Below are 21,183 nucleotides of genomic sequence, written 5' to 3' on the forward strand. Positions count from 1 at the left end.
CCGCCCCGCGCGGTTCCCGCGCGGACTTCCTCCGACGCCCTCTCCCGCCGGGCGACACGGCCCCCTCGTGTCACGTCCGGGCGCGGACCCGGCTGCCGAACCCCCTCGGCGCCGGGGCGTGGGATCAGTTCTGGTGGGACTGGTAGTGCGCGACCGCGTCGGAGGTGCGGCCGGCGCCGTACACCCGGAGGAACTCTGCCAGTTCGGGGTGGGTCGGGGCGAGGGTGTCCGCGGCGTCGATGATGTCGCCCGCGGCCGCCACCGAGCGCAGCAGCGACTGGATCTCCCGGACCACCCGCTTGACCGTGGGCGCGCCCGAACTGCTCGTCGTCTGCGTGGTGTTGCTGAGGACCGAGCCCCCCTGCGACTTCTTGATCTCCTCCATGCGCTCGGTGGCCTCGGCGGCGCTGACGCTGCCGTCGGCGACCTGCGCCGCCAGGTCCTGCAGCAGCTGCACCCGCTGGACCACCGCGGGATTGCCGATCTTCGCGCGCTGGCCGCTCATCAGCTGCGACAGCATCGGCGCCGACAGTCCCAGTACCCCCGCGAGACGAGCCTGGTTGAGACCAAGATCGTCGATGAGCCTACGGAAGAGCGCCCCCAACGGCTCCCCGTACCAGTTCCGCTGCAGTTCCCGCGCTCTCGCGGTGGCTTCCTGCTGTGCGGCGTCCATTGCGTCTCCCCATCGCTTCCCCGGATACCCCGGTTCGCTGTAGCGAACCACGCCGAGCATCTTACGGAGCGTGGTCGGCCACGGGGACCCCCAATCCTTTTGCGGAATCCGGGGGGAGACCCGGTACTCTGGTCTGCGGCATCCGCCGGTCGCGGTTCCTCCGGCCGGACGCCTCCCTTCCGGGGGCCTTAGCTCAGTTGGTAGAGCGCTGTCTTTGCATGGCAGATGTCAGGGGTTCGACTCCCCTAGGCTCCACTCGGTGAGACCCCTCCGACCTGCGGGAACGCGGTGAGAGGGGTCTTTTCGTCCCGGTCCTGCGCGCCGGCGTGTCAGCAGGCGGCGCCGACGGACGCCCACCGGGGCCCTGGTGCGCGGCAGGACTTCGGAGCGGCGCCTTTCTCCCGTGAATCCCCTGGTGCCGCGGTGTCCGACGGTGCTCGCGGCGGACCCGGGAGGGGGCGGAAGCGGTGAGCGGAAACGGCGGACGGCTCGCTTCTCGCCATCGGGGAGTACCCGGTGCGGCCCGCCGGAAGGGGGCGAGCGCCGGGCGGGGGCGGCCGCCGCCCGGCTGGAGGAGTGCGTACGGCGAAGCAGCGGGGTGTCCTCCCCGCGGGGGCGGACGCGGTCGCCGGAGACCGCCCGGCCCCCGAGGCACGGCCCGCCGAGGCGGGTCTCCCCCGGACACGGACCGTGACCCGGCGTCCCGTGAAACGCCGTCAGGCGGCACGTCCCCGCCGGACGCCACCGCGGGGCGGGGGACCGCAAGTCCCCCCCCCCGCGGCCCGGTTCGCTTCGGTGGACGCCGGCGGTTCAGCCCCGCTCGTCGCGGTCGGCCGCCTCCTCGTCGGCCTGCTTGGCCTGGACCTCGGGGTCGAGTTCGGACTGGCCGCTGCCGTCGACCGAGGCCAGCCGGCCGGACTCGGGAACCTCCGCCGACGCGGGCGGCTCGACCAGCCAGTCCGGGTTGGCCTGCTTGTCCCACCACTTCCAGGCGGCGAAGACACCGCCCGTGACAACGCCCAGCACGGCCAGGGCCTTCACGGCACGGCCGGCCCTCGCCCGCCGCCGGTGCTTGCGGACCAGCTTCTCGATCTCCTTGGCCGAGACCTGCCCGCGCAGCGCGGCCAGCGCGGCGGCGCCACGCGCGGCGGCCTCCTCCTTGACGGGGACGGCCGCGGCCACCGCCTGCTCGATCCTCGGCCGGGAGTACTCGGCTGCCTGCCGGGCGGCCTTGCGCGTGCGGAGCGCCGCTTCCTGGGCGGCGTAGTCGATCTTCGGCGGCACATGGGCGAGAGCCTGGGAACGGGCCTGCTCCAGCCGCGGCGCCACATGGACGCCGTACTGGGCGCGGGCCTGCCCGGCGGCCTGCGTCACCTTGGGCGCCAGCCGTACGCGTGCCTCGTGCGCGTAGTGCGCGGCCCTGTCCTTGGCCGTGTCGGCGTAGGGCGCCACCACTTCCGCGGCGTGCAGCACGCTCTCCTTCGCCGAACCGGTGGCGGCGCGCACGCTGTCGATGCGGGTCACGGGTTCCTCCTCCTCGGTGGCGTACGGTGATTCGACTTTCCACCCTTTTACGGATCATGCCTGCCGACGCACCGCCAGGCATGTGAGGGCGGGCATCCGGGGCACAGGAGACGATTCCGGAATCATCCCGGTCGAGAGCCGATCCGGAGCCGATCACGGCCGACAGCGGATCAGCGGCGGATGAACAGGGGAAAAGGATCGTTTCATCGACAATGCCACGGATCGCCGCCGCGCGCTTCCGAACGCGGGAGTGCCCGGGCCGGACCCGGCGGGCGGCAGGCGCCGACGGCGGCCCGAAAACCGGCCGCCGGGCGACGTACGGCCCGGTCCGTGCGAGGATCGGGGAGGCACAGGAAGACAACGGAAGGCAGATCGTGGCTGAGCAGCTCTACGCCACCCTGAAGACCAACCACGGCGACATCGAGGTCCGGCTCCTGCCGAACCACGCGCCCGAGACGGTCCGGAACTTTGTCGAGCTCGCCAAGGGCGAGCGCGAGTGGACCCACCCCGCGACGGGCCAGAAGTCCACGGCGAAGCTCTACGACGGCACGGTCTTCCACCGGGTGATCAGCGGCTTCATGATCCAGGGCGGTGACCCGCTGGGCAACGGCACCGGCGGCCCCGGCTACCAGTTCAAGGACGAGTTCCACCCGGAGCTCTCCTTCGACAAGCCCTACCTGCTGGCCATGGCCAACGCGGGTCCGGGCACCAACGGCTCGCAGTTCTTCATCACCGTCTCCCCGACGACGTGGCTGAACCGCAAGCACACGATCTTCGGCGAGGTCGTCGACACGGCCAGCCAGAAGGTCGTCGACTCCATCGCCACCACCCAGACCAACCCGCGCACCGACCGGCCGCTCAAGGACGTCGTCATCGAGACGGTCGTCGTCGAGACCCGCGAGGGCTGAGACCGGAAGCCGTGGGAACCAATCGCCCCGCTCGTCCGTATGGACGGGCGGGGCGGTGCGTTGACCACGACGACTGCGCGTTGACCACGACGACTTAGGGAATCCCATGGACCAGGCAGCAGGCGGCAGCCCGCAGGACGCCCGGAGCCTCCCCGTCTGCTACCGCCACCCCGACCGCGAGACCGGCGTCCGCTGCACCCGGTGCGAGCGTCCGATCTGCCCCGAGTGCATGGTCGACGCCTCCGTCGGCTTCCAGTGCCCCGACTGCGTCCGCAGCGGCGGCGGCACCGGGCACGCCCCGGGCGCCTCCCGGCCCCGCACGCTCGCCGGCGGCACCGTCACCGCCGATCCCCGCCTCCTGACCAAGATCCTGCTCGGGATCAACGTGGCGGTGTTCGTCGCCGTGCACGCCTGGCCGTCCCTGCTGGACCACCTCGTCCTGATCGGCGGGTGGCCCCCGGCGCCGTACGGGCCCACCGAAGGCGTCGCCGAGGGGGAGTGGTACCGCCTGGTGACCTCGGTGTTCACGCACGAGGCCGTCTGGCACATCGCCTTCAACATGCTCAGCCTCTGGTGGCTCGGCGGTCCCCTCGAAGCGGCCCTCGGCCGCGTCCGCTATCTGGCGCTGTACCTGGTCTCGGGCCTGGCGGGCAGCGCCCTGACCTATCTGCTGGCCGCGCCCACCACGGCCTCGCTCGGCGCCTCCGGCGCCATCTTCGGCCTCTTCGGCGCGACGGCCGTCCTGATGCGCCGGCTCAACTACGACATGCGCCCGGTGATCGCCCTGCTGGTGATCAACCTGATCTTCACCTTCGGGTGGAGCAACATCGCCTGGCAGGCTCACATAGGCGGTCTCGTCGCCGGTGTCGTGATCGGCTACGGCATGGTGCACGCCCCGCGTGAGCGGCGCGCTCTCGTCCAGTACGGCACCTGTGCGCTGGTCCTTGCCGTGGTCGTCGTCCTCACCCTGTTGAGGACGCTCCAGCTCACCTGAGCGTGACGTTGTCCACAGCCTGTGCCGGATCTTGTGCATACCGTGGGGGAACGACCGCGCCCCCTGTCACTGACTGATGTTTCCACAGGTCAGGCAGGGGGCGAACGGGTTTTCGGGGGATGCGGGTTCGTTCCGCCAGGCGTGTGTGTCCAATGAGTTATCCACAGATCGTCTTCCTTTTCCCCATGTGGAAAAGGCTGTGGATAACTCAGCGGATAGCCTTGGGCAGAGCCGTGGTCACCGCGCGGCGGACGTCACTTCCACTGGGTGGAGACGCCGAATCCGGCGGCGATGAATCCGAATCCCACCACGATGTTCCAGTTGCCCAGCTTGTCGATGGGCAGCGAGCCGTCGGTGACGTAGAAGACGACGATCCACGCCAGACCGATGAGGAACATGGCCAGCATGACGGGCGCGACCCAGGCCCGGCTGTCGAGCTTGATGGCGGTCGCCTGCTTCGCCGGCGGCGGCGTGTAGTCGGCCTTCTTGCGGATACGTGACTTCGGCACGAGGGTCTCTCCTGTCGATGCGCTGCGTGGCCGCGCAGGGAACTGGGTCGGGGCTCGGGGCAGCGTACAAGGGACGTACACGGGGACTCCGAGCGCTCCCCCGGGCGTCCGTTAGCGTAGTGCTTCCGTGGCGCCGAAGGAGATAAGGGTACGTTGAGCAATTCTGCCGACTCCCCCGGGACGGTTTCCAGCCCCGCCCGCAGGCACCGTTTCCGGCCCGTGCGCGTGCTCACCGCGGGCGTCTTCGCCCTCGCCGGGCTCATTTTCTTCACCAGTTTCAACACCGCCAGGGGCACCGACATCCGCACGGACGCCTCCCTGCTCAGACTGTCCGACCTCATCCAGGAGCGCAGCCGCGAGAACGGCGAGCTGGTCGAGTCCAACGCGGCCCTGCGCGAGGACATCGAGTCCCTCGCCGAGCGGGACGACGGCAGCACCGCGGCGGAGGACGACAAGCTGGCGGAACTGGAGAAGCGGGCCGGCACCCAGAAGCTCACGGGCGAGGCGATCACGGTGACGCTCGACGACGCCCCGCCGGACGCCACCGCCAAGCTCCCCGGCTACCCGGAGCCGCAGCCGGACTACCTGGTGATCCACCAGCAGGACCTCCAGGCCGTGGTGAACGCCCTCTGGCAGGGCGGCGCCCGGGGCATCAAGGTCATGGACCAGCGGCTGATCTCCACCAGCGCGGTGCGCTGCGTGGGCAACACCCTGATCCTCCAGGGCCGCGTCTACTCACCCCCGTACAAGATCACGGCGGTCGGCGACCCGGAGGAGCTGAAGCAGGCGCTCGCCGCGTCCCCGGCGATCCAGAACTACATGGTGTACGTCAACGTCTACGGCCTCGGCTGGGAGGTGGAGGAGAAGGGGACGGTGACCCTCCCCGGCTACTCGGGCGCGGTGGACCTGCACTACGCCCGCCCCGTCGAGTGAGACCGCGCCCCGTCCCGCCTCCGCGCGCCCCGCGGCCCGGTTTCACGTGGAACAAACCGGCGCCCGGGCGCCGGCGTCCCGCGGAAGCGTCCACGTACCGGATCGGCGGAGGCGGGAGCCCGTGCGGGGCCGTGCCGCCGGGCGCCGAGGTGATCGACCCTGCGTCGCGCGGGACGGGGTACCCGCGTTCCGGGCGCCGTCCGATGCTTCCGGAGACCGGGAAACCGGGGGCTCCCCGCCGCTAGTCTGGTGGCGTACGGCGTGAGTCTGGTGCCGTGGTGCGACGGAAGGGACGGCATGTACGGCTGGATCTGGCGGCATCTGCCGGGGAACGCATGGGTGAAGGCGCTGATCTCACTCCTGCTGATCGTTGCCGTGGTCTACGTCCTGTTCCAGTACGTCTTCCCGTGGGCCGAGCCGCTGCTTCCCTTCAACGATGTGACGGTGGACAACCAGTGAGTGCGCGGATTCTCGTCGTCGACAACTACGACAGCTTCGTCTTCAACCTGGTGCAGTACCTGTACCAGCTGGGCGCCGAGTGCGAGGTGCTGCGCAACGACGAGGTGTCGACGGCGCACGCCCAGGAGGGGTTCGACGGCGTGCTGCTGTCGCCGGGCCCCGGCACCCCCGAGGAGGCGGGCGTCTGCGTCGACATGGTGCGGCACTGCGCGTCGACCGGCGTACCGGTCTTCGGCGTGTGCCTGGGCATGCAGTCGATCCAGGTGGCGTACGGCGGTGTGGTGGACCGCGCGCCGGAGCTGCTGCACGGCAAGACCTCGCCGGTCGAGCACGCGGGCAGGGGCGTCTTCACCGGGCTGCCCTCGCCGTTCACCGCGACCCGCTACCACTCCCTGGCCGCCGAGCCGGCGACCGTGCCGGCCGAGCTGGAGGTCACGGCGCGGACCCCGGACGGCATCGTGATGGGCCTGCGCCACCGCGGACTCCCCGTCGAAGGCGTGCAGTTCCACCCGGAGTCGGTGCTGACCGAGCACGGGCACCGGATGCTGGCCAACTGGCTGACGGAGTGCGGCGACCAGGACGCGGTGGCGAGGTCGGCGGGGCTCGCCCCGGTGGTGGGCAGGGCCACGGCGTGACCGCGCTGCGCCCCGAGCGCGAGTCCGGCGCCTCCTACGGAGGGGCCGGCGGGGAGCCCTTCACCGGCGCCCCGGCCTCCGCCGCGGGCGGTGCGGACCGGCAGGGGACCTCGTACGGGCAGCAGCCGTACGAGGGGCCCGGCGCGCTCGGGGACTGGTACACGCAGCAGGCGCCCGCCGGGGCCGCGTACGAGCAGCCGTACGTGCCGCCCGGCGACGACGAGACGGTGGCGCTGCGGGTCCCCGGCCCGACGCCCGTGCGCGAGACGGGGCCCGCCGCCCCGTCGGCGGCTTCCGCGGCCCCGGCGGTGCCGGGCGGTCGCGCGGCCCGCAGAAAGGCCGCCAGACGGCGGCACGGGCGCCGTGGCGGCGCCGCCCGGCGGGAGGAGAGCCCGCGGCGGCCCCAGGCGCCGCTCTCCCGCGTGGAGGCCCGCCGGCAGGCGCGGGCGCGCAGGCCCGGCCCGGGCGTCGTCGCCAGCCGGGTGATCGGCGAGCTGTTCATCACGACCGGTGTGCTGATGCTGCTGTTCGTCACCTACCAGCTGTGGTGGACGAACGTCCGGGCGCACGCGCAGGCGGACAAGGCGGCCAGCAGCCTCCAGGACGACTGGGAGAGCGGCAGGCGCAACCCGGGCGCCTTCGAACCGGGGCAGGGCTTCGCCCTCCTGCACATCCCGAAGCTGGACGTGGTGGTGCCGATCGCGGAGGGCACCAGCAACGAGAAGGTGCTCGACCGGGGGATGGTCGGCCACTACGCCGACGGCGCGCTGAAGACGGCGATGCCGGACGCCGAGACGGGCAACTTCGGGCTCGCGGGCCACCGCAACACCCATGGCGAGCCGTTCCGGTACATCAACCGTCTACAGCCCGGCGACGCGATCGTCGTCGAGACGCAGAACAAGTACTTCGTCTACAAGATGGCCTCGATGCTGCCGGTGACGTCACCGAGCAACATCAGCGTTCTCGACCCGGTCCCGAAGGGATCGGGCTTCACCGCACCCGGCCGCTACATCACGCTGACGACGTGCACGCCGGAGTTCACCAGCAAATACCGGTTGATCGTCTGGGGCAAGATGGTCGAGGAACGGCCGCGCAGCAAGGGCAAGCCGGATGCGCTCGTCAGTTAAGGGCGGAAGACCAGTGGCAGCGACCACCGAAACGGACCACGAAGAGCACACCGGCGCGCCCGGGTCACCGCCGGCCGGGGCACGCCGCCGCGGCGCCGGCCCGGTCGCCGCGGCCGTCGGCGTCTTCGGCGAACTCCTCATCACCGCGGGCCTGGTCCTCGGCCTGTTCGTCGTCTACTCGCTGTGGTGGACGAACGTCGTCGCCGACCGCGCGGCGGACGAGCAGGCCGACAAGGTCCGCGACCACTGGACCCACGAGTCCGACGACGGGCGCCCCGCCTCCTTCGACAGCAAGAACGGCATCGGCTTCCTGCACGTGCCCGCGATGGCCAAGGACGAGATCCTGGTCGAGAAGGGCACCTCGATGAAGGTGCTCAACGACGGGGTGGCCGGCTACTACACCGACCCCGTCAAGGCGACGCTGCCGACCTCGGGGAAGAACGGCAACTTCTCGCTGGCCGCCCACCGGGACGGCCACGGCGCGAAGTTCCACAACATCGACAAGATCGAGAAGGGCGACCCGATCGTCTTCGAGACGAAGGACAAGTGGTACGTCTACAAGGTCTACGCCATCCTCCCGGAGACCTCGAAGTTCAACGTCGAGGTCCTCGCCCCGGTCCCGAAGGAGTCCGGCCGGAAGAAGGCCGGGAAGTACATCACCCTGACGACCTGCACGCCGCTCTACACCAGCCGCTACCGCTACATCGTCTGGGGCGAACTGGACCGCGTGGAGAAGGTGGACAGCGACCGGACCCCGCCGGAGGAACTGCGCTGACGGCCAAGCCGTGAATCCCCGGCGCCGGTGAACGGCTCCCCCGGCCGCTCGCTCCGGCGGAGCCGCACCGCGACGGCCACGGCCCGGAGAGACGGCCGGCGGCCCGGTGGGCGCGGGGGGACCCGTCCCCTCACCCCCGGCCCGGCTGGTGTGCCCCGGCCGCGGAGGCCGGTGCCGGACACGTCGGCGCGGCCTGTCCCCGTACCGGTGTGCCTGCCGCCGTACCGATGCGCCTGCCGCCGTACCGGCGCGCTCGGCGCCGCGGGTGGCGGTACGGGACGCCGCGGCCGGCGGGGCGCGACCGCCGCGGGGCCCGGAGTTCCATGCCGTGGCGATCCGCACAGCAGTGCGCCCCGGCGGTGGATCCCGCCGGGGCGCAACCGGATCGCGTACGGCGGTCAGCCGGTGAGGCCGCCGAAGAAGCCGCCGTTGTTGTTCCCGCCGTTGTTCCCGTTGTTTCCGTTGTTCCCGTTGTTGCCGCCGAAGCCCACGGTCGTCAGGGTGACCGCCGTGCCGGCCGGGTCGTCGACCTCCTGGTCGCCCTTCGGGTCCTGACCGGTGACGATCGCGGTGTCGCCCTGGTCGCTGCCGCCGGCGAACTGGATGTTGGTGAAGCCGGCCGCCTGCAGGATCTGCTTGGCCTGCGCCACCGTCCTTCCGCGCACGTCCGGCACCTTGGCCTTCTGCTTCTCCACGGCCTTGCCGATCTGGATGGTCACCTTGGAGCCGGGGTCGACCTGCGTGCTCGCCGACGGGACGGTCTGGACGACCTTGCCGTCCTGGTTGGCGTCGGTGGTGTCGACCTCGGTGCACTCACCGACCAGGCCGTTGGCCGTCATCTGCGCCTTGGCCGCGTCGCAGCTCTGGCCGAGGACGTCCGGAACGGTCGACTGCTGCTTCTCCTTCGCGACCGTCAGCGTGATCGTCGACCCCTTCTGCACCTCCTCGCCCTTGATCGGGTCCTGGTCGAGGACGGTGTTCGGCTCCTCGGAGGACTCGCGGGTCTGCGTCTTGACCGTGAACTGGTAGTCGTCGCCCTCCAGCTTGGACCTGGCCTCGTCGAGGCTCAGTCCGATCACGCTCGGCACCGCCACCTTCGGCGCGCCGGTGGAGACCACCAGCTTGATCGTGCTGTTCTTCTCGACCTCGGTCCGGGGCTGGACGTCCTGGTCGCAGATCCTGCCCTTGGGCTGGTCCTCGCACTCCTTCTGCGTGAACGACAGCTGCAGGTCCGAGTTGGCGGCCTGCTTCTCGGCGTTCTCCCGCGTCTCGCCGACGAAGTTCGGCACGGGGACCATGTCGTTGCCCACACCGCCGTTGCCGCTGGACGCCCACCGGCCGATCAGGATGGCGCCGACCAGGACGAGGACGCCCGCCACGACCAGCAGGACCGTGGACGTGCTGGACTTCTTCTGGCGGCGCCGGTCGGGCCGGTCGTCGTAGCCGTAGCCGCCGTCGTCCGGGTTCATCGGCGGCAGCATCGTCGTGGCGCCGGCTCCGGCGTCGGAGCGCAGGGCCGTCGTCGGCTGGTCGTCGGGGTAGCCGCCGTAGCCCACCGAGCCCATCGCGGCGGTGGCCGCGACCGGCTGGCCGTCGAGGCAGGCCTCGATGTCGGCGCGCATCTCGTCGGCCGACTGGTAGCGGTAGTCGGGGTCCTTGACCAGCGCCTTCATCACGATCGCGTCCATCTCGGGCGTGATCTCGGGGTCGAAGACGCTCGGCGGCTGCGGCTCCTCCCGCACATGCTGGTAGGCGACCGCGACCGGGGAGTCGCCGACGAAGGGCGGGCGGACGGTCAGCAGCTCGTACAGCAGGCAGCCGGTCGAGTACAGGTCGGAACGGGCGTCGACCTGCTCGCCCTTGGCCTGCTCCGGGGAGAGGTACTGGGCGGTGCCGATGACGGCCGCCGTCTGCGTCATCGTCATGCCGGCGTCGCCCATCGCGCGGGCGATGCCGAAGTCCATCACCTTGACCTGGCCGTTGCGCGTCAGCATGACGTTGGCCGGCTTGATGTCGCGGTGCACGATGCCGTTGCGGTGGGCGTACTCCAGGCCCTGGAGGATGCCGATGGTCATCTCCATGGCCCGCTCGGGCAGCAGCTTGCGGCCGCTGTGCAGCAGCTCGCGCAGCGTGGAGCCGTCGACGTACTCCATGACGATGTACGGGATGGAGACCCCGTCGATGTAGTCCTCGCCCGTGTCGTAGACCGCGACGATCGCGGGATGGTTGAGCGAGGCGGCCGACTGGGCCTCCCGGCGGAACCGGGCCTGGAAGGACGGGTCGCGCGCCAGGTCCGCGCGCAGCGTCTTCACCGCCACGGTGCGGCCGAGACGGGTGTCATGCGCGAGGTAGACCTCCGCCATGCCACCACGACCGAGCACCTGGCCCAGTTCGTACCGGCCGCCGAGGCGACGCGGCTCTTCCATAAGCTACCTACCAGCCCTCTCCGTCGGTCCCGACCGCACCCTCGTGTGGTCCGGCGGTGTGCTGTCCGGGCCTACGCTACCGGGCGCGCCCACCCTGTTCCGCACCGCGCCGAAACCTGATATCGGACCGGTATCGCGCTTTAGACCGGAAGCGCCGGGCGACCCCGCGGTTATCGATCACTTAGGGTCTCTAATTGTAGCGTGCGGTAGTGAATCAGTTGCGGAATCCCAGGGCAACAGAAGGGGAAAACCGGCAGAAACCGGCCGATTCCAGAATCGGCGTTGAAAAGGTTTTGTGAGTCGGCTTACCGCGCGGAGTGTGATGAATTCCGCCCGTGTGGCCGGAAAACCTGCGCGGCCGGAAAGCCGATCGCGCCCTGCTGTGCGGCGGGTAACAGGGCGGGCGGAGGACGGCCGGCCGCGGTGCCTCCGGTCGCTCGCCCGGGCGGGCCGGGCCGCCGCCCCACCGGACGCGTCGGCCCGCGGAGGTCCCGAAGAGGCCGGGGCCGCGTATTCGCGGCGGTGGTCCGGGTTTCCCGGGCCGGGTCGTCCGGCGTCCGGACGACCCGGCCCGGTGTTTTCGTACACCGGAGCCGACATCGTCATCGCCGCGGCAGACGCACCCGGGCGCAGTTTGTTTGTTTTCCTCCCCGTTGGCATGAACGGTGAAAAACTAATACGTCCGGGCCGGCGGGAGCGGGCCTTTACGCCTTCCCGCTCGGGAGCCGCGGCCGCCTCCCCGGGGGCTTCACGACCCCGACTTGCCCTTCACCACGGCCTCCATCACGGCCTTCGCGATCGGCGCCGCGAGGCCGCCGCCGGAGATGTCGTCACGGTTGGCGTTCTCGTCCTCGACCACGACGGCCACGGCCACCGGCGAGCTGCCGTCACCGCTCTTGGCGTACGAGATGAACCAGGCGTAGGGGTTCTCGCTGTTGTCGACGCCGTGCTGGGCGGTACCCGTCTTGCCGCCCACGGTGACGCCGGGGATCCGCGCGTTCTTGCCCGTGCCCTCCTCGACGACCGTCTCCATCATCGACTGCAGGATCTGGGCGTTCTCCGCCGACAGCGGCCGGCTCAGCTCCTCCGGCTCGGTCTTCTCGATGGTGTCGAGGCTCGGGGCCTGCAGCTCGTCGACCATGTACGGCTTCATCAGCGTGCCGTTGTTGGCGACGGCCGAGGCGACCATGGCCATCTGCAGCGGGGTGGCCGCGGTGTTGAACTGGCCGATCGAGGACAGCGCGGTCTGCGACTGGTTCATGTCGTCGGAGAAGACGGAGGCGGTGGTGCGCACCGGGATGAACTGTTCCTCGGTGAAGCCGAACTTCTTGGCCGTCTCCAGCATCTTGTCGTTGCCGAGGTCGGAACCGATCTTGCCGAAGACGGTGTTGCAGGAGTACTGGAGGGCGACCCGCAGGGTGGCGTTCTCGCAGGGGATGTTGCCCTCGTTCCGCAGCGGGGTCGTGGTGCCCGGCATGATCCACGGCAGCGGGGTCTCGGTCTTCTCGTCCGCGCTCGTGTACTTCCCGTGCTCCAGGGCCGCCGCCGCGGTGACCACCTTGAAGGTGGAGCCGGGCGGGTAGACCTCGCGCAGCGCCCGGTTCAGCATCGGGTCGTCCGGGTTGTTCTCCTTCTGGAGCTTCTTCCAGGCGTTCTCGTCCGACTCGCTGCCCCCGGCGATCGTCGAGGGGTCGTACGACGGGTAGGACGCCAGCGCCAGGATCTTGCCGGTGGACGGCTCGATGGCGGCGACGGCGCCCTTGCCGCCCTGCGCCTCCAGACCCTCGTACGCGGCCTTCTGCGCGGCGGCGTCCAGGGTGGTGACGACGTTGCCGCCCTCCTTCTTCTTGCCCGTGATCATGTCGAGCGTGTTGCGGAAGAAGAGCCGGTCGTCGTTGCCGGTGAGGATGCCGTCCTCGATGGACTCCAGCTGGTTGGCACCGTAGGCCTGCGAGACGAAGCCGGTGACCGGCGCCCACATGGCGCCGTCCTTGTAGGTGCGCTTGTACTTGAAGTCGCCCGAGGTGGTGGCGTGGCCGGTGATGGCCTTGCCGTCGACGATGATGTCGCCGCGCGGCGTGGCGTACCGCTCGATGGCCACCCGGCGGTTGTTCGTGTCGTTCTTCAGACTGTCGGCCTTGACGTACTGCAACCAGTTGTCACGGATCAGCAGGGTGAGGACCAGCAGGCCGCAGAAGACCGCGATCCGACGCAGGGGTTTGTTCACGGGCGCACCACTTGAGTCATCTCGGCATCGGGGTTGGCGGCGGGAGCGGGTGCCGGGCGGCGGGCGGTGTCGCTGATGCGCAGCAGCACGCCGATCAGCGCCCAGTTGGCGATCACTGAGGAACCGCCGTACGCCAGGAACGGCATCGTCATGCCGGTCAGCGGGATCAGGCCCATGACGCCGCCGGCGACCACGAAGACCTGGAGGGCGAAGGCGCCGGACAGGCCGATGGCGAGCAGCTTGCCGAACGGGTCGCGGGCGGCGAGGGCGGTGCGCACGCCGCGCTCCACGATCAGGGCGTAGATCAGCAGCAGGGCCATGACGCCCGCCAGGCCCAGCTCCTCGCCGAAGGTGGCGAGGATGAAGTCGGAGTTGGCGGCGAACCGGATCAGGTCGGAGTGGCCCTGGCCCCAGCCGGTGCCCAGGGTGCCGCCGGATCCGAAGGCCCACAGCGCCTGCATGGCCTGCTCGGAGTGGCCGGCCACGCCCTCGCGGCTGAGCGTGTATTCCTTCATCGGGTCGAGCCAGGCCTGGACGCGCTGCTGGACGTGCGGCTCGAAGCTGGCCACGCCGACCGCGCCGGCCGCGGACATCAGCAGGCCGAAGACGATCCAGCTGGTCCGTTCGGTGGCGACGTACAGCATGATCACGAACATGCCGAAGAACAGCAGCGACGTCCCCAGGTCGGTCTCGAAGATCAGGATGAGGATCGAGATCGCCCAGACGACGAGGATCGGGCCGAGGTCGCGGCCGCGCGGCAGGTACAGGCCCATGAAGCGACGGCTGGCGAGCGCGAGTGCGTCCCGCTTCACCATCAGGTAACCCGCGAAGAAGATCGCCAGAACGATCTTCGCGAACTCGCCGGGCTGGATGGAAAAGCTGCCGACCTGGATCCAGATCTTGGCGCCGTAGATGTTCCGGCCGAGGCCCGGCACCAGCGGCAGCAGCAGCAGGAACAGCGCACCGACCATGGAGATGTAGGTATACCGCTGCAGGACGCGGTGATCCTTGAGGAAGATCAGTACGGCGATGAACAGCGCGATTCCCATCGCCGTGTACATCAGTTGCCGGGGCGCGGCCGTGCCCGCCTGCTCGATCTGTTGGAGCAGCTTGGACTGGTCCAGCCGCCAGATGGCGACGAGCCCGAGCCCGTTCAGCAGCGTGGCCAGCGGCAGCATCAGCGGGTCCGCGTACGGCGCGAACTTGCGGACCACGAGGTGGCCGACGCCGGCCAGCAGGCCGATGCCCAGGCCGTAGCTCAGCAGCCCGGAGGGCACCTCGCCGTTGATGGCCAGGCCCACGTTGGCGTAGGCGAACACCGGGATGACGACGGCGAACACCAGCAGTGCGAGCTCGGTGTTGCGCCGGCTGGGCGCTCCGATGGCGCCGATCGTGGACGTGTGGTGCGTCGGCGAGTTCGTAGTACTGCTCATCGTGTGACGGGGGCCTCTCACGGCTTGCCTACTGCTTACCGCACAGCGAGACGACCTTCTGCTCCTCCTCCGAGAGGCTGGGGCCGGGGCTGGGAGTAGGTGCGGTCGTGGACGGGTTCGGGTTCGGGGCGGCCGACGCCGAACCGGACGGGGCACCGCCCGGCGGGGTCGGCGTCGGCGTGGCCTTGGACGTGAAGGAGGCGGGTGTGGTTCCCGTGGTGCCTCCGGCCTCGCCCTGGCCCGTCTCGGCGTTCCTCTCGCTCTGCGCGGCGCGCCGCTGCGCCTCCTTCTTGCACGCGGAGGCCTGCACCGACAGTTCCTCGATCTTCGCCTGGGCGTTCTTCAGACCGCCCTCGGCGATGGTCGCCTTGACCAGTTTCTGCTGGTAGGGCGGGAGGTACTTGAGTTCGATCTCGGGGTGGTCCCGCTCGACCTGCGACAGTTTCACCCAGGCCAGGTCCTGGCTGATGCCCCGGTACAGCGCGACGTGCTCGCCTTTGGCGCCGACGTAGTACTGGGTCTGCGTCCAGCGCCAGCCGCTGTACAGGCCGCCGCCGATGACGGCGAGGGCGAGGCCGCCGTAGAGGGACCTCTTCAGCCACTTGCGGCCCTTGCCGGGCTTGGTGAAGTCGTCGTCGCCGTAGCCGAGGCCGGCCGCCGGGATGTAGCCGGTGGTGTCGCCGCTGCCGGGCGGGCCGAACTCGCCGCCCCGTCCGGATCCCCGACGGCCCAGGCCGGCGGCGCGGCCGGCGGGCGTCTGCAGGTAGCCGTTGTCGTTCAGCTGGCTCTGGTTCTCGGCGACCGCGCCGACCACGACCGGGGCGTCGGACAGCTGCCCCGCGAGGGTGTCGCCGGTGTCCAGGTCGAGGACGTCCGCGACGATCACGGTGATGTTGTCGGGGCCGCCGCCGCGCAGCGCGAGCTGGATCAGCTCCTGCACGGTCTCCTCGGGGCCCTGGTAGCTGGCGAGGGTGTCCTCCAGCGTCTGGTGGGAGACCACCCCGCTCAGCCCGTCGGAGCAGATGAGGTAGCGGTCGCCGGCCCGGACCTCGCGGATGGACAGGTCGGGCTCGACGTGGTCGCCGCTGCCCAGCGCACGCATCAGCAGGGACCGCTGCGGGTGCGTGTTGGCCTCCTCCTCGGTGATCCGCCCTTCGTCGACGAGGCGCTGCACCCAGGTGTGGTCCTGCGTGATCTGCGTCAGCACGCCGTCCCGCAGCAGGTACGCCCGCGAGTCGCCGACGTGGACCAGGCCGAGCCGCTGGCCGGTCCACAGCAGCGCGGTCAGCGTGGTCCCCATGCCCTCCAGGCTGGGGTCGTCCTCGACCATCTGGCGCAGCTGGTCGTTGGCGCGCCGCACGGCCGTGCCGAGCGAGGTGAGCAGGTCGGAGCCGGGCACGTCGTCGTCGAGCGCGACGATGGTGGAGATCACCTCGGAGGAGGCGACCTCGCCGGCCGCCTGGCCGCCCATGCCGTCCGCGATGGCGAGCAGGCGCGGGCCGGCGTAACCGGAGTCCTCGTTGCCCTCCCGGATCATGCCCTTGTGCGATCCGGCGGCGAAGCGCAGTGACAGACTCATGCGCACCTCGCCTGTCGGCTCCGGGTACAGCCGGTCGTGTCGAGCCACACTGCCCACCCTCCGGTCGGGAGCGCGCCGGGGCCCGGGGTGGGGACCGCCACTGCGTGCTCGCTCCGCTCGCTCATTGTCGTACTACTTCCGCAGCTCGATGACGGTCTTGCCGATGCGGATCGGCGCGCCCAGCGGAATCGGTGTGGGGGTCGTCAGCCGGGTCCGGTCCAGGTAGGTGCCGTTGGTGGAGCCCAGGTCCTCCACGATCCACTGGCCGTCGCGGTCCGGGTAGATCCTGGCATGGCGGCTGGAGGCGTAGTCGTCGTCCAGCACGATCGTCGAGTCGTGCGCCCGGCCCAGCGTGATGGTCTGGCCCTGCAGCGCGACGGTGGTGCCGGTGAGGGTGCCCTCGGTCACGACCAGCTTGGTGGGGGCGTTGCGGCGCGCGCGGCCGCCCGCGGGCTGCTGGCGCTGCTGCGGCGGCGCATGGCGCGCGGCCTGCGATGCGCGGCCCGCGTCACGCCGCGACCCGCGCTGGGTGACGCGCGTACCGAACAGATCGGTGCGGATGACCTGCACGGCCACGATCACGAACAGCCACAGAACGGCCAGAAAACCCAGCCGCATGACCGTGAGGGTCAGCTCTGACATTGCCCCCGGATCACCCTTCGGCTTGCCTGTAGATAACGGTGGTACTGCCCACGACGATCCGCGAGCCGTCGCGGAGCGTAGCGCGGGTGGTGTGCTGCCCGTCCACCACGATGCCGTTGGTGGAGCCGAGATCCTGGATCGTCGAGGGCGTTCCGGTCCGGATCTCGCAGTGCCGGCGGGACACGCCGGGGTCGTCGATCCGCACGTCGGCGTCGGTGCTGCGGCCCAGCACCAGCGTCGGGCGGGAGATCTGGTGGCGGGTGCCGTTGATCTCGATCCAGTAGCGGGTGCGTCCGCCCGGCGCGGGCGCGGCGCCGGGCCGCTGGGCGCTCACGGGCGGCGGGTAGCCGTAGCCGCCGGGCGGCGGCGCGGCGGGCATCGGCGGGGCGCCCGAGGGAGCCGCGGGCGGGTAGCCGTAGCCGCCGGGGCCGCCGGCCGGGGCGGCGGGCGCGGCGGCCTGCTGGCTGCTGGAGGAGGCGAGCGTACGGCTGCGCACCCGGTACAGGCCGGTGTCGAGGTCGTCCGCCTTCTCCAGGTGGACCTTGATGGGGCCCATGAAGGTGTAGCGCTGCTGCTTGGCGTAGTCGCGCACCATGCCGGCGAGCTCGTCGCCGAGCTGGCCGGAGTAGGGGCTGAGCCGCTCGAAGTCCGGGGCGCTCAGCTCCACGATGAAGTCGTTGGGCACGACGGTGCGGTCGCGGTTCCAGATGGTCGCGTTGTTGTCGCACTCGCGCTGGAGCGCTCCAGCGATCTCCACGGGCTGCACCTCGGACTTGAACACCTTGGCGAAGGTGCCGTTGACCAGACCTTCGAGACGCTGCTCGAATTTCTTCAGGACTCCCATGGGGCACCTCCTCCGTCGCTGCCGTCCTGTGTACTGCCCGCAGTACCGCTTCGCGTACTGCCTACCTGGTACTGCTTACTGATCGTATCCACGCGCCGGTGAATCGGGTGGTTCCCCCTGTCGGCCCGGTCGACCGGTGTCGACGGGTGCCGACGCCTGCCGAGGTTCCCTGCGGAGTCGCCCTTCGAACTCCACCGGCAGTACGCGCGCGTACTGCCGTGCGCACTTCTGCCATGGATCGTAGAGGCGGCCGTAGACCAGTGTCCCGCACCCGGCTGTGGACCCCGACCGGCTCCTGGCCGGACGGGGGGACCGGTACGAGGTTGATACGTGAACCGGTTGCCGCCGGGGCGCGGGTTGGTTGCCCCTCCGGCGCGCATCCGGCCCTCTTCTTCCTCGGGGGCGCGGCTCGTCCCCCGTGACGCGTGCCTCGGGACGCCGGGCGGGCCGGGTGCCCTCCCGGCGGGGCCGGGAGCCGTCCGGGGCGGCGGTGCTGGTGGGCGGCTGTTCGGCGCCTGCATGGGGGTGTCGTCCGGGGTGTGGTCGGAAGGGGGATCCGGTCCGGAGCCTGCCCGGCGACAAGGGATGTGAACCCACCCCGATCAGCGTGCTAATGTTCTCGGTGTCGGAAGGCGCCAGCCCGAAAGGGCCGGAGCCGGAGGACACACCCAATGCGCGGGTGGCGGAATAGGCAGACGCGCTGGATTCAGGTTCCAGTGCCCGCAAGGGCGTGGGGGTTCAACTCCCCCCTCGCGCACCAGGGAGCACCGGTGAAAGTGCTCCTGACGCACCGAAGGAACGGGCGGCATCATGATTACGATGCCGCCCGTTCCTGTTTCCACCGGTGTGATGCTTGTCTCCGGGGTTGCGGAAACGGGCCGTCGAGCGGACCGGGGAACCGGCGGGGCGCCGGCGATCCGCGCGGTGCCGCGGGTCCCCGGCCGGGCCGTTTCCGGCGCGCGCTCTGTGACGAAGCTCTCAGGGCGCGGTGAGCGGCCCGCGGGTCCGGCCGCCCGGGAGCAGAGGGCTCCGGCGCCGGCGTCCCCGCCGGTGCCCGGCGGGAGGAGTACCCGTCCCGCCCGGCCCCGGCGCGGTGCCCGCCGGTCCGTGCCCGCCCCGCAACAGGCCGCCGGGCAGGTCCGGGCCGCCGCACCCGGAGCCGCCGGCGAGGATCCCGGAAGCCGGACGCGCGGGTGCGTGGCTTACGCCTCCTGGTCCAGCAGGAGCGCCATCACGCCGACGAGCGTGGCGCTGCTGACGATCTCCCTCCGGGCGACCATGCCGCGGATGTCGCTCAGCGCGATCCACTCGAGCCGGTCGGACTCGTTGCGTTCCACGGGCTCGGCGACGCGCCGCGCGCCGTCCGCGCGGAACACGAAGTGCTGGGAATCGGTGATCCCCGCCGCGGGCTGCGCGTAGATCAACTCCCGCATCCCGTCCGGGCGCCACCCGGTCTCCTCCTCCAGTTCCCGGGCGGCGGCGGCCACCGGGGTCTCGCCGTCCTCGACCAGGCCCATGGGCAGCTCCCAGGCCCAGGTGTCGGTGACGAAGCGGTGCCGCCACATCATCAGGACGCGCCGCCGGTCGTCCACGGCCGCTGCGACGGCGACGTCCCGCAGCCGCACCACGTGGTAGTCCGCCCGGGTGCCGTCCGGCTGCTCGGCGTCCAAGGAGCGCACCCGCACCCAGGGGGGTGTCGTACAGCGTGTGCTCGCCGTGGACGGTCCATCGCATGTCGTGCCTGCTCTCGTCCGGGGACGGGTGCGTCCGGTGGTCCTCGTCCGGCGATCGTCCCAGCAGGGAGGCGTCCGGCGTGCCGGACCCGGCCGTCGGCGCGACGCGGTGAGCGCCTTCCGCCCCGCCCTGCCGCTGCCGGCGGGGCGGGGCGGCGCTCGACGGAGTCTCGGCGGAGTCCCGTCGGGGCTCGTCGGGGACTCCTGTCCTGTGCGGGCGTGCCTTGTGCGGGGGTGAGGGCGCTTCGCCGGTCCCTTTCCTCTGGACGCGTCGGCTTCCTCCTGGACGCGTCGGCGGACCTACGCGGCGAAGCGCTGGGCCAGCTTCTTGGCCTTGGCGGCGGCGTCCTGGAGGGCGCGTTCGCGGGACGCCTCGAAGAGCGGGATCAGCTGGGCCATCTCCGGGTTGTGCGGGGCCATGGTGAGCTCCGGGACGATGAAGTCGAGGTCGGCGCCGAGCGCGTCGGCGAAAACCGCCGTCAGGTAGTTCTGCACGTATTCGTAGGGTTCGCGCGGGGTGCCGGGCGCGTAGGAACCGCCCCGGCTGGCGACGACGGTGACCGGCGTGCCCTTGACCTTCGACTCCCCGGTCGCGGCGGTGCGGCCGAGGAGGATCACGTTGTCCAGCCACGCCTTGAGGGTCGACGGGATCGAGAAGTTGTACATCGGGGCGCCGATCAGCACCGCGTCCGCCCGCTCCAGCTCCTCGATCAGACGCACGCGCTCGGCGAAGGCGGCGGCCTGCCCGGACGTGTGCGTGGCCGGATCGGCGAAGCCGGCGCTGTGGGCGTCGGCGGTGATGTGCGGGACCGGGTCCGCGGCGAGGTCCCGGTAGATCACCGTGCCCTCCGGGTGCTGCTCCTCCCAGGTGCGGCGGAAGGCGTCCGTCACGGCCCGGGACGCGGAGACGTCGGCGGGAAACACGGACGAGTCGATGTGCAGGAGCGTGGCCATGCGGTTCTCCAGGTGAACGGTGAGGTGGGTGGCGGGTCCGTGAACCGCGGGCCGAGTGGCGCGGTCCGGGCGCCGTGAGCCGAACAGCCGTCGGCCGGGCCGGGCGGGGCGGTCCGAGCAGGGCGAGCCGGGCCGCGACGCCTCGGTGACGTGGGCTGATGATTCGTACAGAACTATTGATAACACAGTCGCTTACTTTTTTTCAGCCATCTGTGGTGGGGCAGTACCCTGAGGGCATGACGGTCGAGCGGAGTCACGACGCGGCGGGGTGCAAGCGGGTGGACGGCGGCATCACCCGCGTCTTCCAACTGCTCGGCAAGCGCTGGACCGGCCCGATCGTGTCCGTCCTGACCGGCGGACCCGCGTACTTCGTGGACCTGCGCAGGGCGATCCCCGGCATCAGCGAGCGCATGCTCTCCGACCGGCTCACCGAACTGGCCGCGGCGGGCCTCGTCGTGCGCGAGGTGGCCGAAGGGCCGCCGCTGCGGGTCTCCTACCGGCTGACGGAGGCGGGGGCCGCGCTGAAGCCGGCGCTCAGGGAGCTGGCGGTGTGGGCGGAGAAGCACTTGCCCGAGGGGGCGCTCGGGCCCGGGTGCTGAGGCGTCCGCGGACGGGACGGCTCGGGGCTCCGGACACCGAGCGGGGCGGGTGAGGCGGCTGGACCCGGTCGGGCGGATGGTTGCCGCGGTGACGCCGACGGCTCGAGCGCCGGGGGGCTGAGTTCCGATCGTCCGGCTCCGGGTGGTCTCCCCGGGTGCCGGAGCCGGCCGGTTTCCACATCTGTGGGGTTGTCCACAGGGTCTGACGC

General features: G+C 71.0%; 18 protein-coding genes, 2 tRNA genes and 1 pseudogene. 10 read left to right on the plus strand and 11 right to left on the minus strand.

Features of this window, described 5'->3' with window-relative positions; translation table 11 throughout:
- Positions 1–124: 124 nt before the first annotated feature.
- A complete protein-coding gene (locus ACIBAI_RS12930) occupies positions 125–673 on the minus strand; it encodes a DNA-binding protein (RefSeq protein WP_344600595.1) in 549 nt (182 codons plus the stop codon).
- A 182-nt stretch (positions 674–855) separates the two neighbouring features.
- On the opposite strand from ACIBAI_RS12930, the gene ACIBAI_RS12935 reads away from it, so the two are divergent.
- Positions 856–928, plus strand: a tRNA-Ala gene (locus ACIBAI_RS12935).
- Positions 929–1,483: 555 nt separating this feature from the next.
- Here ACIBAI_RS12935 and ACIBAI_RS12940 read toward each other — a convergent pair.
- Positions 1,484–2,197, minus strand: a complete 714-nt coding sequence (locus tag ACIBAI_RS12940) for a DUF5324 family protein (RefSeq protein ID WP_399033614.1) — start codon at positions 2,195–2,197, stop codon at positions 1,484–1,486.
- 374 nt (positions 2,198–2,571) lie between these two features.
- Here ACIBAI_RS12940 and ACIBAI_RS12945 point away from each other — a divergent pair, with 374 nt between their 5' ends.
- Both ACIBAI_RS12945 and ACIBAI_RS12950 read left to right on the plus strand, forming a co-directional pair.
- Positions 2,572–3,105 (plus strand): peptidylprolyl isomerase, encoded by a 534-nt coding sequence (locus tag ACIBAI_RS12945; RefSeq protein ID WP_399033616.1) that lies wholly within the window; start codon positions 2,572–2,574, stop codon positions 3,103–3,105.
- Between the two features lie 106 nt (positions 3,106–3,211).
- Complete coding sequence (locus ACIBAI_RS12950) at positions 3,212–4,099, plus strand: rhomboid family intramembrane serine protease (protein WP_399033618.1); 888 nt, start codon at positions 3,212–3,214, stop codon at positions 4,097–4,099.
- Positions 4,100–4,353: 254 nt separating this feature from the next.
- Here the strand turns inward: ACIBAI_RS12950 and crgA are convergent, their stop codons facing one another.
- The gene (crgA, locus tag ACIBAI_RS12955) at positions 4,354–4,608 is read right to left on the minus strand and encodes a cell division protein CrgA (protein WP_344600588.1); all 255 of its coding nucleotides are present in this window, start codon (positions 4,606–4,608) and stop codon (positions 4,354–4,356) included.
- A 153-nt stretch (positions 4,609–4,761) separates the two neighbouring features.
- Here crgA and ACIBAI_RS12960 point away from each other — a divergent pair, with 153 nt between their 5' ends.
- The 5 genes from ACIBAI_RS12960 (at position 4,762) to ACIBAI_RS12980 (ending at position 8,537) form a co-directional block, all read left to right on the plus strand.
- Positions 4,762–5,541, plus strand: a complete 780-nt coding sequence (locus tag ACIBAI_RS12960; protein WP_399033621.1) for a DUF881 domain-containing protein — start codon at positions 4,762–4,764, stop codon at positions 5,539–5,541.
- Between the two features lie 261 nt (positions 5,542–5,802).
- A complete protein-coding gene (locus tag ACIBAI_RS12965; protein WP_344600584.1) occupies positions 5,803–6,000 on the plus strand; it encodes a hypothetical protein in 198 nt (65 codons plus the stop codon).
- On the plus strand, positions 5,997–6,635 hold the full coding sequence (locus tag ACIBAI_RS12970) for an aminodeoxychorismate/anthranilate synthase component II (protein WP_399033622.1): 639 nt from the start codon (positions 5,997–5,999) through the stop codon (positions 6,633–6,635). Before ACIBAI_RS12965 ends, ACIBAI_RS12970 begins: the two co-directional genes overlap by 4 nt.
- On the plus strand, positions 6,632–7,762 hold the full coding sequence (locus tag ACIBAI_RS12975; protein ID WP_399033624.1) for a class E sortase: 1,131 nt from the start codon (positions 6,632–6,634) through the stop codon (positions 7,760–7,762). The genes ACIBAI_RS12970 and ACIBAI_RS12975 overlap by 4 nt, the downstream gene beginning before the upstream one ends.
- A gap of 13 nt (positions 7,763–7,775) precedes the next feature.
- On the plus strand, positions 7,776–8,537 hold the full coding sequence (locus ACIBAI_RS12980; protein ID WP_399033626.1) for a class E sortase: 762 nt from the start codon (positions 7,776–7,778) through the stop codon (positions 8,535–8,537).
- Positions 8,538–8,935: 398 nt separating this feature from the next.
- Here the strand turns inward: ACIBAI_RS12980 and pknB are convergent, their stop codons facing one another.
- From pknB to ACIBAI_RS13010, 6 genes are all read right to left on the minus strand, one after another.
- A complete protein-coding gene (gene pknB / locus ACIBAI_RS12985) occupies positions 8,936–10,963 on the minus strand; it encodes a Stk1 family PASTA domain-containing Ser/Thr kinase (protein ID WP_399033628.1) in 2,028 nt (675 codons plus the stop codon).
- A 748-nt stretch (positions 10,964–11,711) separates the two neighbouring features.
- Positions 11,712–13,190, minus strand: a complete 1,479-nt coding sequence (locus ACIBAI_RS12990; RefSeq protein WP_399033629.1) for a peptidoglycan D,D-transpeptidase FtsI family protein — start codon at positions 13,188–13,190, stop codon at positions 11,712–11,714.
- Positions 13,187–14,623, minus strand: coding sequence for an FtsW/RodA/SpoVE family cell cycle protein (locus ACIBAI_RS12995; RefSeq protein WP_399033630.1), 1,437 nt, complete (start codon positions 14,621–14,623; stop codon positions 13,187–13,189). The genes ACIBAI_RS12990 and ACIBAI_RS12995 overlap by 4 nt, the downstream gene beginning before the upstream one ends.
- 28 nt (positions 14,624–14,651) lie before the next feature.
- The gene (locus ACIBAI_RS13000; protein WP_399033631.1) at positions 14,652–16,202 is read right to left on the minus strand and encodes a Stp1/IreP family PP2C-type Ser/Thr phosphatase; all 1,551 of its coding nucleotides are present in this window, start codon (positions 16,200–16,202) and stop codon (positions 14,652–14,654) included.
- A 132-nt stretch (positions 16,203–16,334) separates the two neighbouring features.
- Positions 16,335–16,844, minus strand: coding sequence for an FHA domain-containing protein (locus ACIBAI_RS13005; protein WP_399033632.1), 510 nt, complete (start codon positions 16,842–16,844; stop codon positions 16,335–16,337).
- A gap of 10 nt (positions 16,845–16,854) precedes the next feature.
- Positions 16,855–17,688: an FhaA domain-containing protein gene (locus tag ACIBAI_RS13010; RefSeq protein WP_399033633.1), complete on the minus strand. Its 834-nt coding sequence runs from the start codon at positions 17,686–17,688 to the stop codon at positions 16,855–16,857.
- Positions 17,689–18,361: 673 nt separating this feature from the next.
- Here ACIBAI_RS13010 and ACIBAI_RS13015 point away from each other — a divergent pair.
- Positions 18,362–18,448 (plus strand) — tRNA-Leu (locus tag ACIBAI_RS13015).
- Positions 18,449–18,890: 442 nt separating this feature from the next.
- Here the strand turns inward: ACIBAI_RS13015 and ACIBAI_RS13020 are convergent.
- A pseudogene (locus ACIBAI_RS13020) lies at positions 18,891–19,422 on the minus strand (NUDIX domain-containing protein).
- Positions 19,423–19,721: 299 nt separating this feature from the next.
- A complete protein-coding gene (locus ACIBAI_RS13025) occupies positions 19,722–20,375 on the minus strand; it encodes an FMN-dependent NADH-azoreductase (protein WP_399033635.1) in 654 nt (217 codons plus the stop codon).
- 236 nt (positions 20,376–20,611) lie between these two features.
- Here ACIBAI_RS13025 and ACIBAI_RS13030 point away from each other — a divergent pair, with 236 nt between their 5' ends.
- Complete coding sequence (locus ACIBAI_RS13030; protein ID WP_399033637.1) at positions 20,612–20,974, plus strand: winged helix-turn-helix transcriptional regulator; 363 nt, start codon at positions 20,612–20,614, stop codon at positions 20,972–20,974.
- Positions 20,975–21,183 lie beyond the last annotated feature (209 nt).

It is taken from the genome of Streptomyces sp. NPDC051041 (assembly GCF_044456065.1).
Lineage (GTDB): Bacteria > Actinomycetota > Actinomycetes > Streptomycetales > Streptomycetaceae > Streptomyces > Streptomyces glaucus.

What these genes read in the sequence shown, in the direction of transcription:
- ACIBAI_RS12930 (WP_344600595.1), bottom strand. Translation starts at nt 673, where the DNA reads ATGGACGCCGCACAGCAGGAAGCCACCGCGAGAGCGCGGGAACTGCAG.
- ACIBAI_RS12950 (WP_399033618.1), top strand. Translation starts at nt 3,212, where the DNA reads ATGGACCAGGCAGCAGGCGGCAGCCCGCAGGACGCCCGGAGCCTCCCC.
- pknB (WP_399033628.1), bottom strand. Translation starts at nt 10,963, where the DNA reads ATGGAAGAGCCGCGTCGCCTCGGCGGCCGGTACGAACTGGGCCAGGTG.
- ACIBAI_RS12995 (WP_399033630.1), bottom strand. Translation starts at nt 14,623, where the DNA reads ATGAGCAGTACTACGAACTCGCCGACGCACCACACGTCCACGATCGGC.
- ACIBAI_RS13000 (WP_399033631.1), bottom strand. Translation starts at nt 16,202, where the DNA reads ATGAGTCTGTCACTGCGCTTCGCCGCCGGATCGCACAAGGGCATGATC.
- ACIBAI_RS13005 (WP_399033632.1), bottom strand. Translation starts at nt 16,844, where the DNA reads ATGTCAGAGCTGACCCTCACGGTCATGCGGCTGGGTTTTCTGGCCGTT.
- ACIBAI_RS13010 (WP_399033633.1), bottom strand. Translation starts at nt 17,688, where the DNA reads ATGGGAGTCCTGAAGAAATTCGAGCAGCGTCTCGAAGGTCTGGTCAAC.
- ACIBAI_RS13025 (WP_399033635.1), bottom strand. Translation starts at nt 20,375, where the DNA reads ATGGCCACGCTCCTGCACATCGACTCGTCCGTGTTTCCCGCCGACGTC.
- ACIBAI_RS13030 (WP_399033637.1), top strand. Translation starts at nt 20,612, where the DNA reads ATGACGGTCGAGCGGAGTCACGACGCGGCGGGGTGCAAGCGGGTGGAC.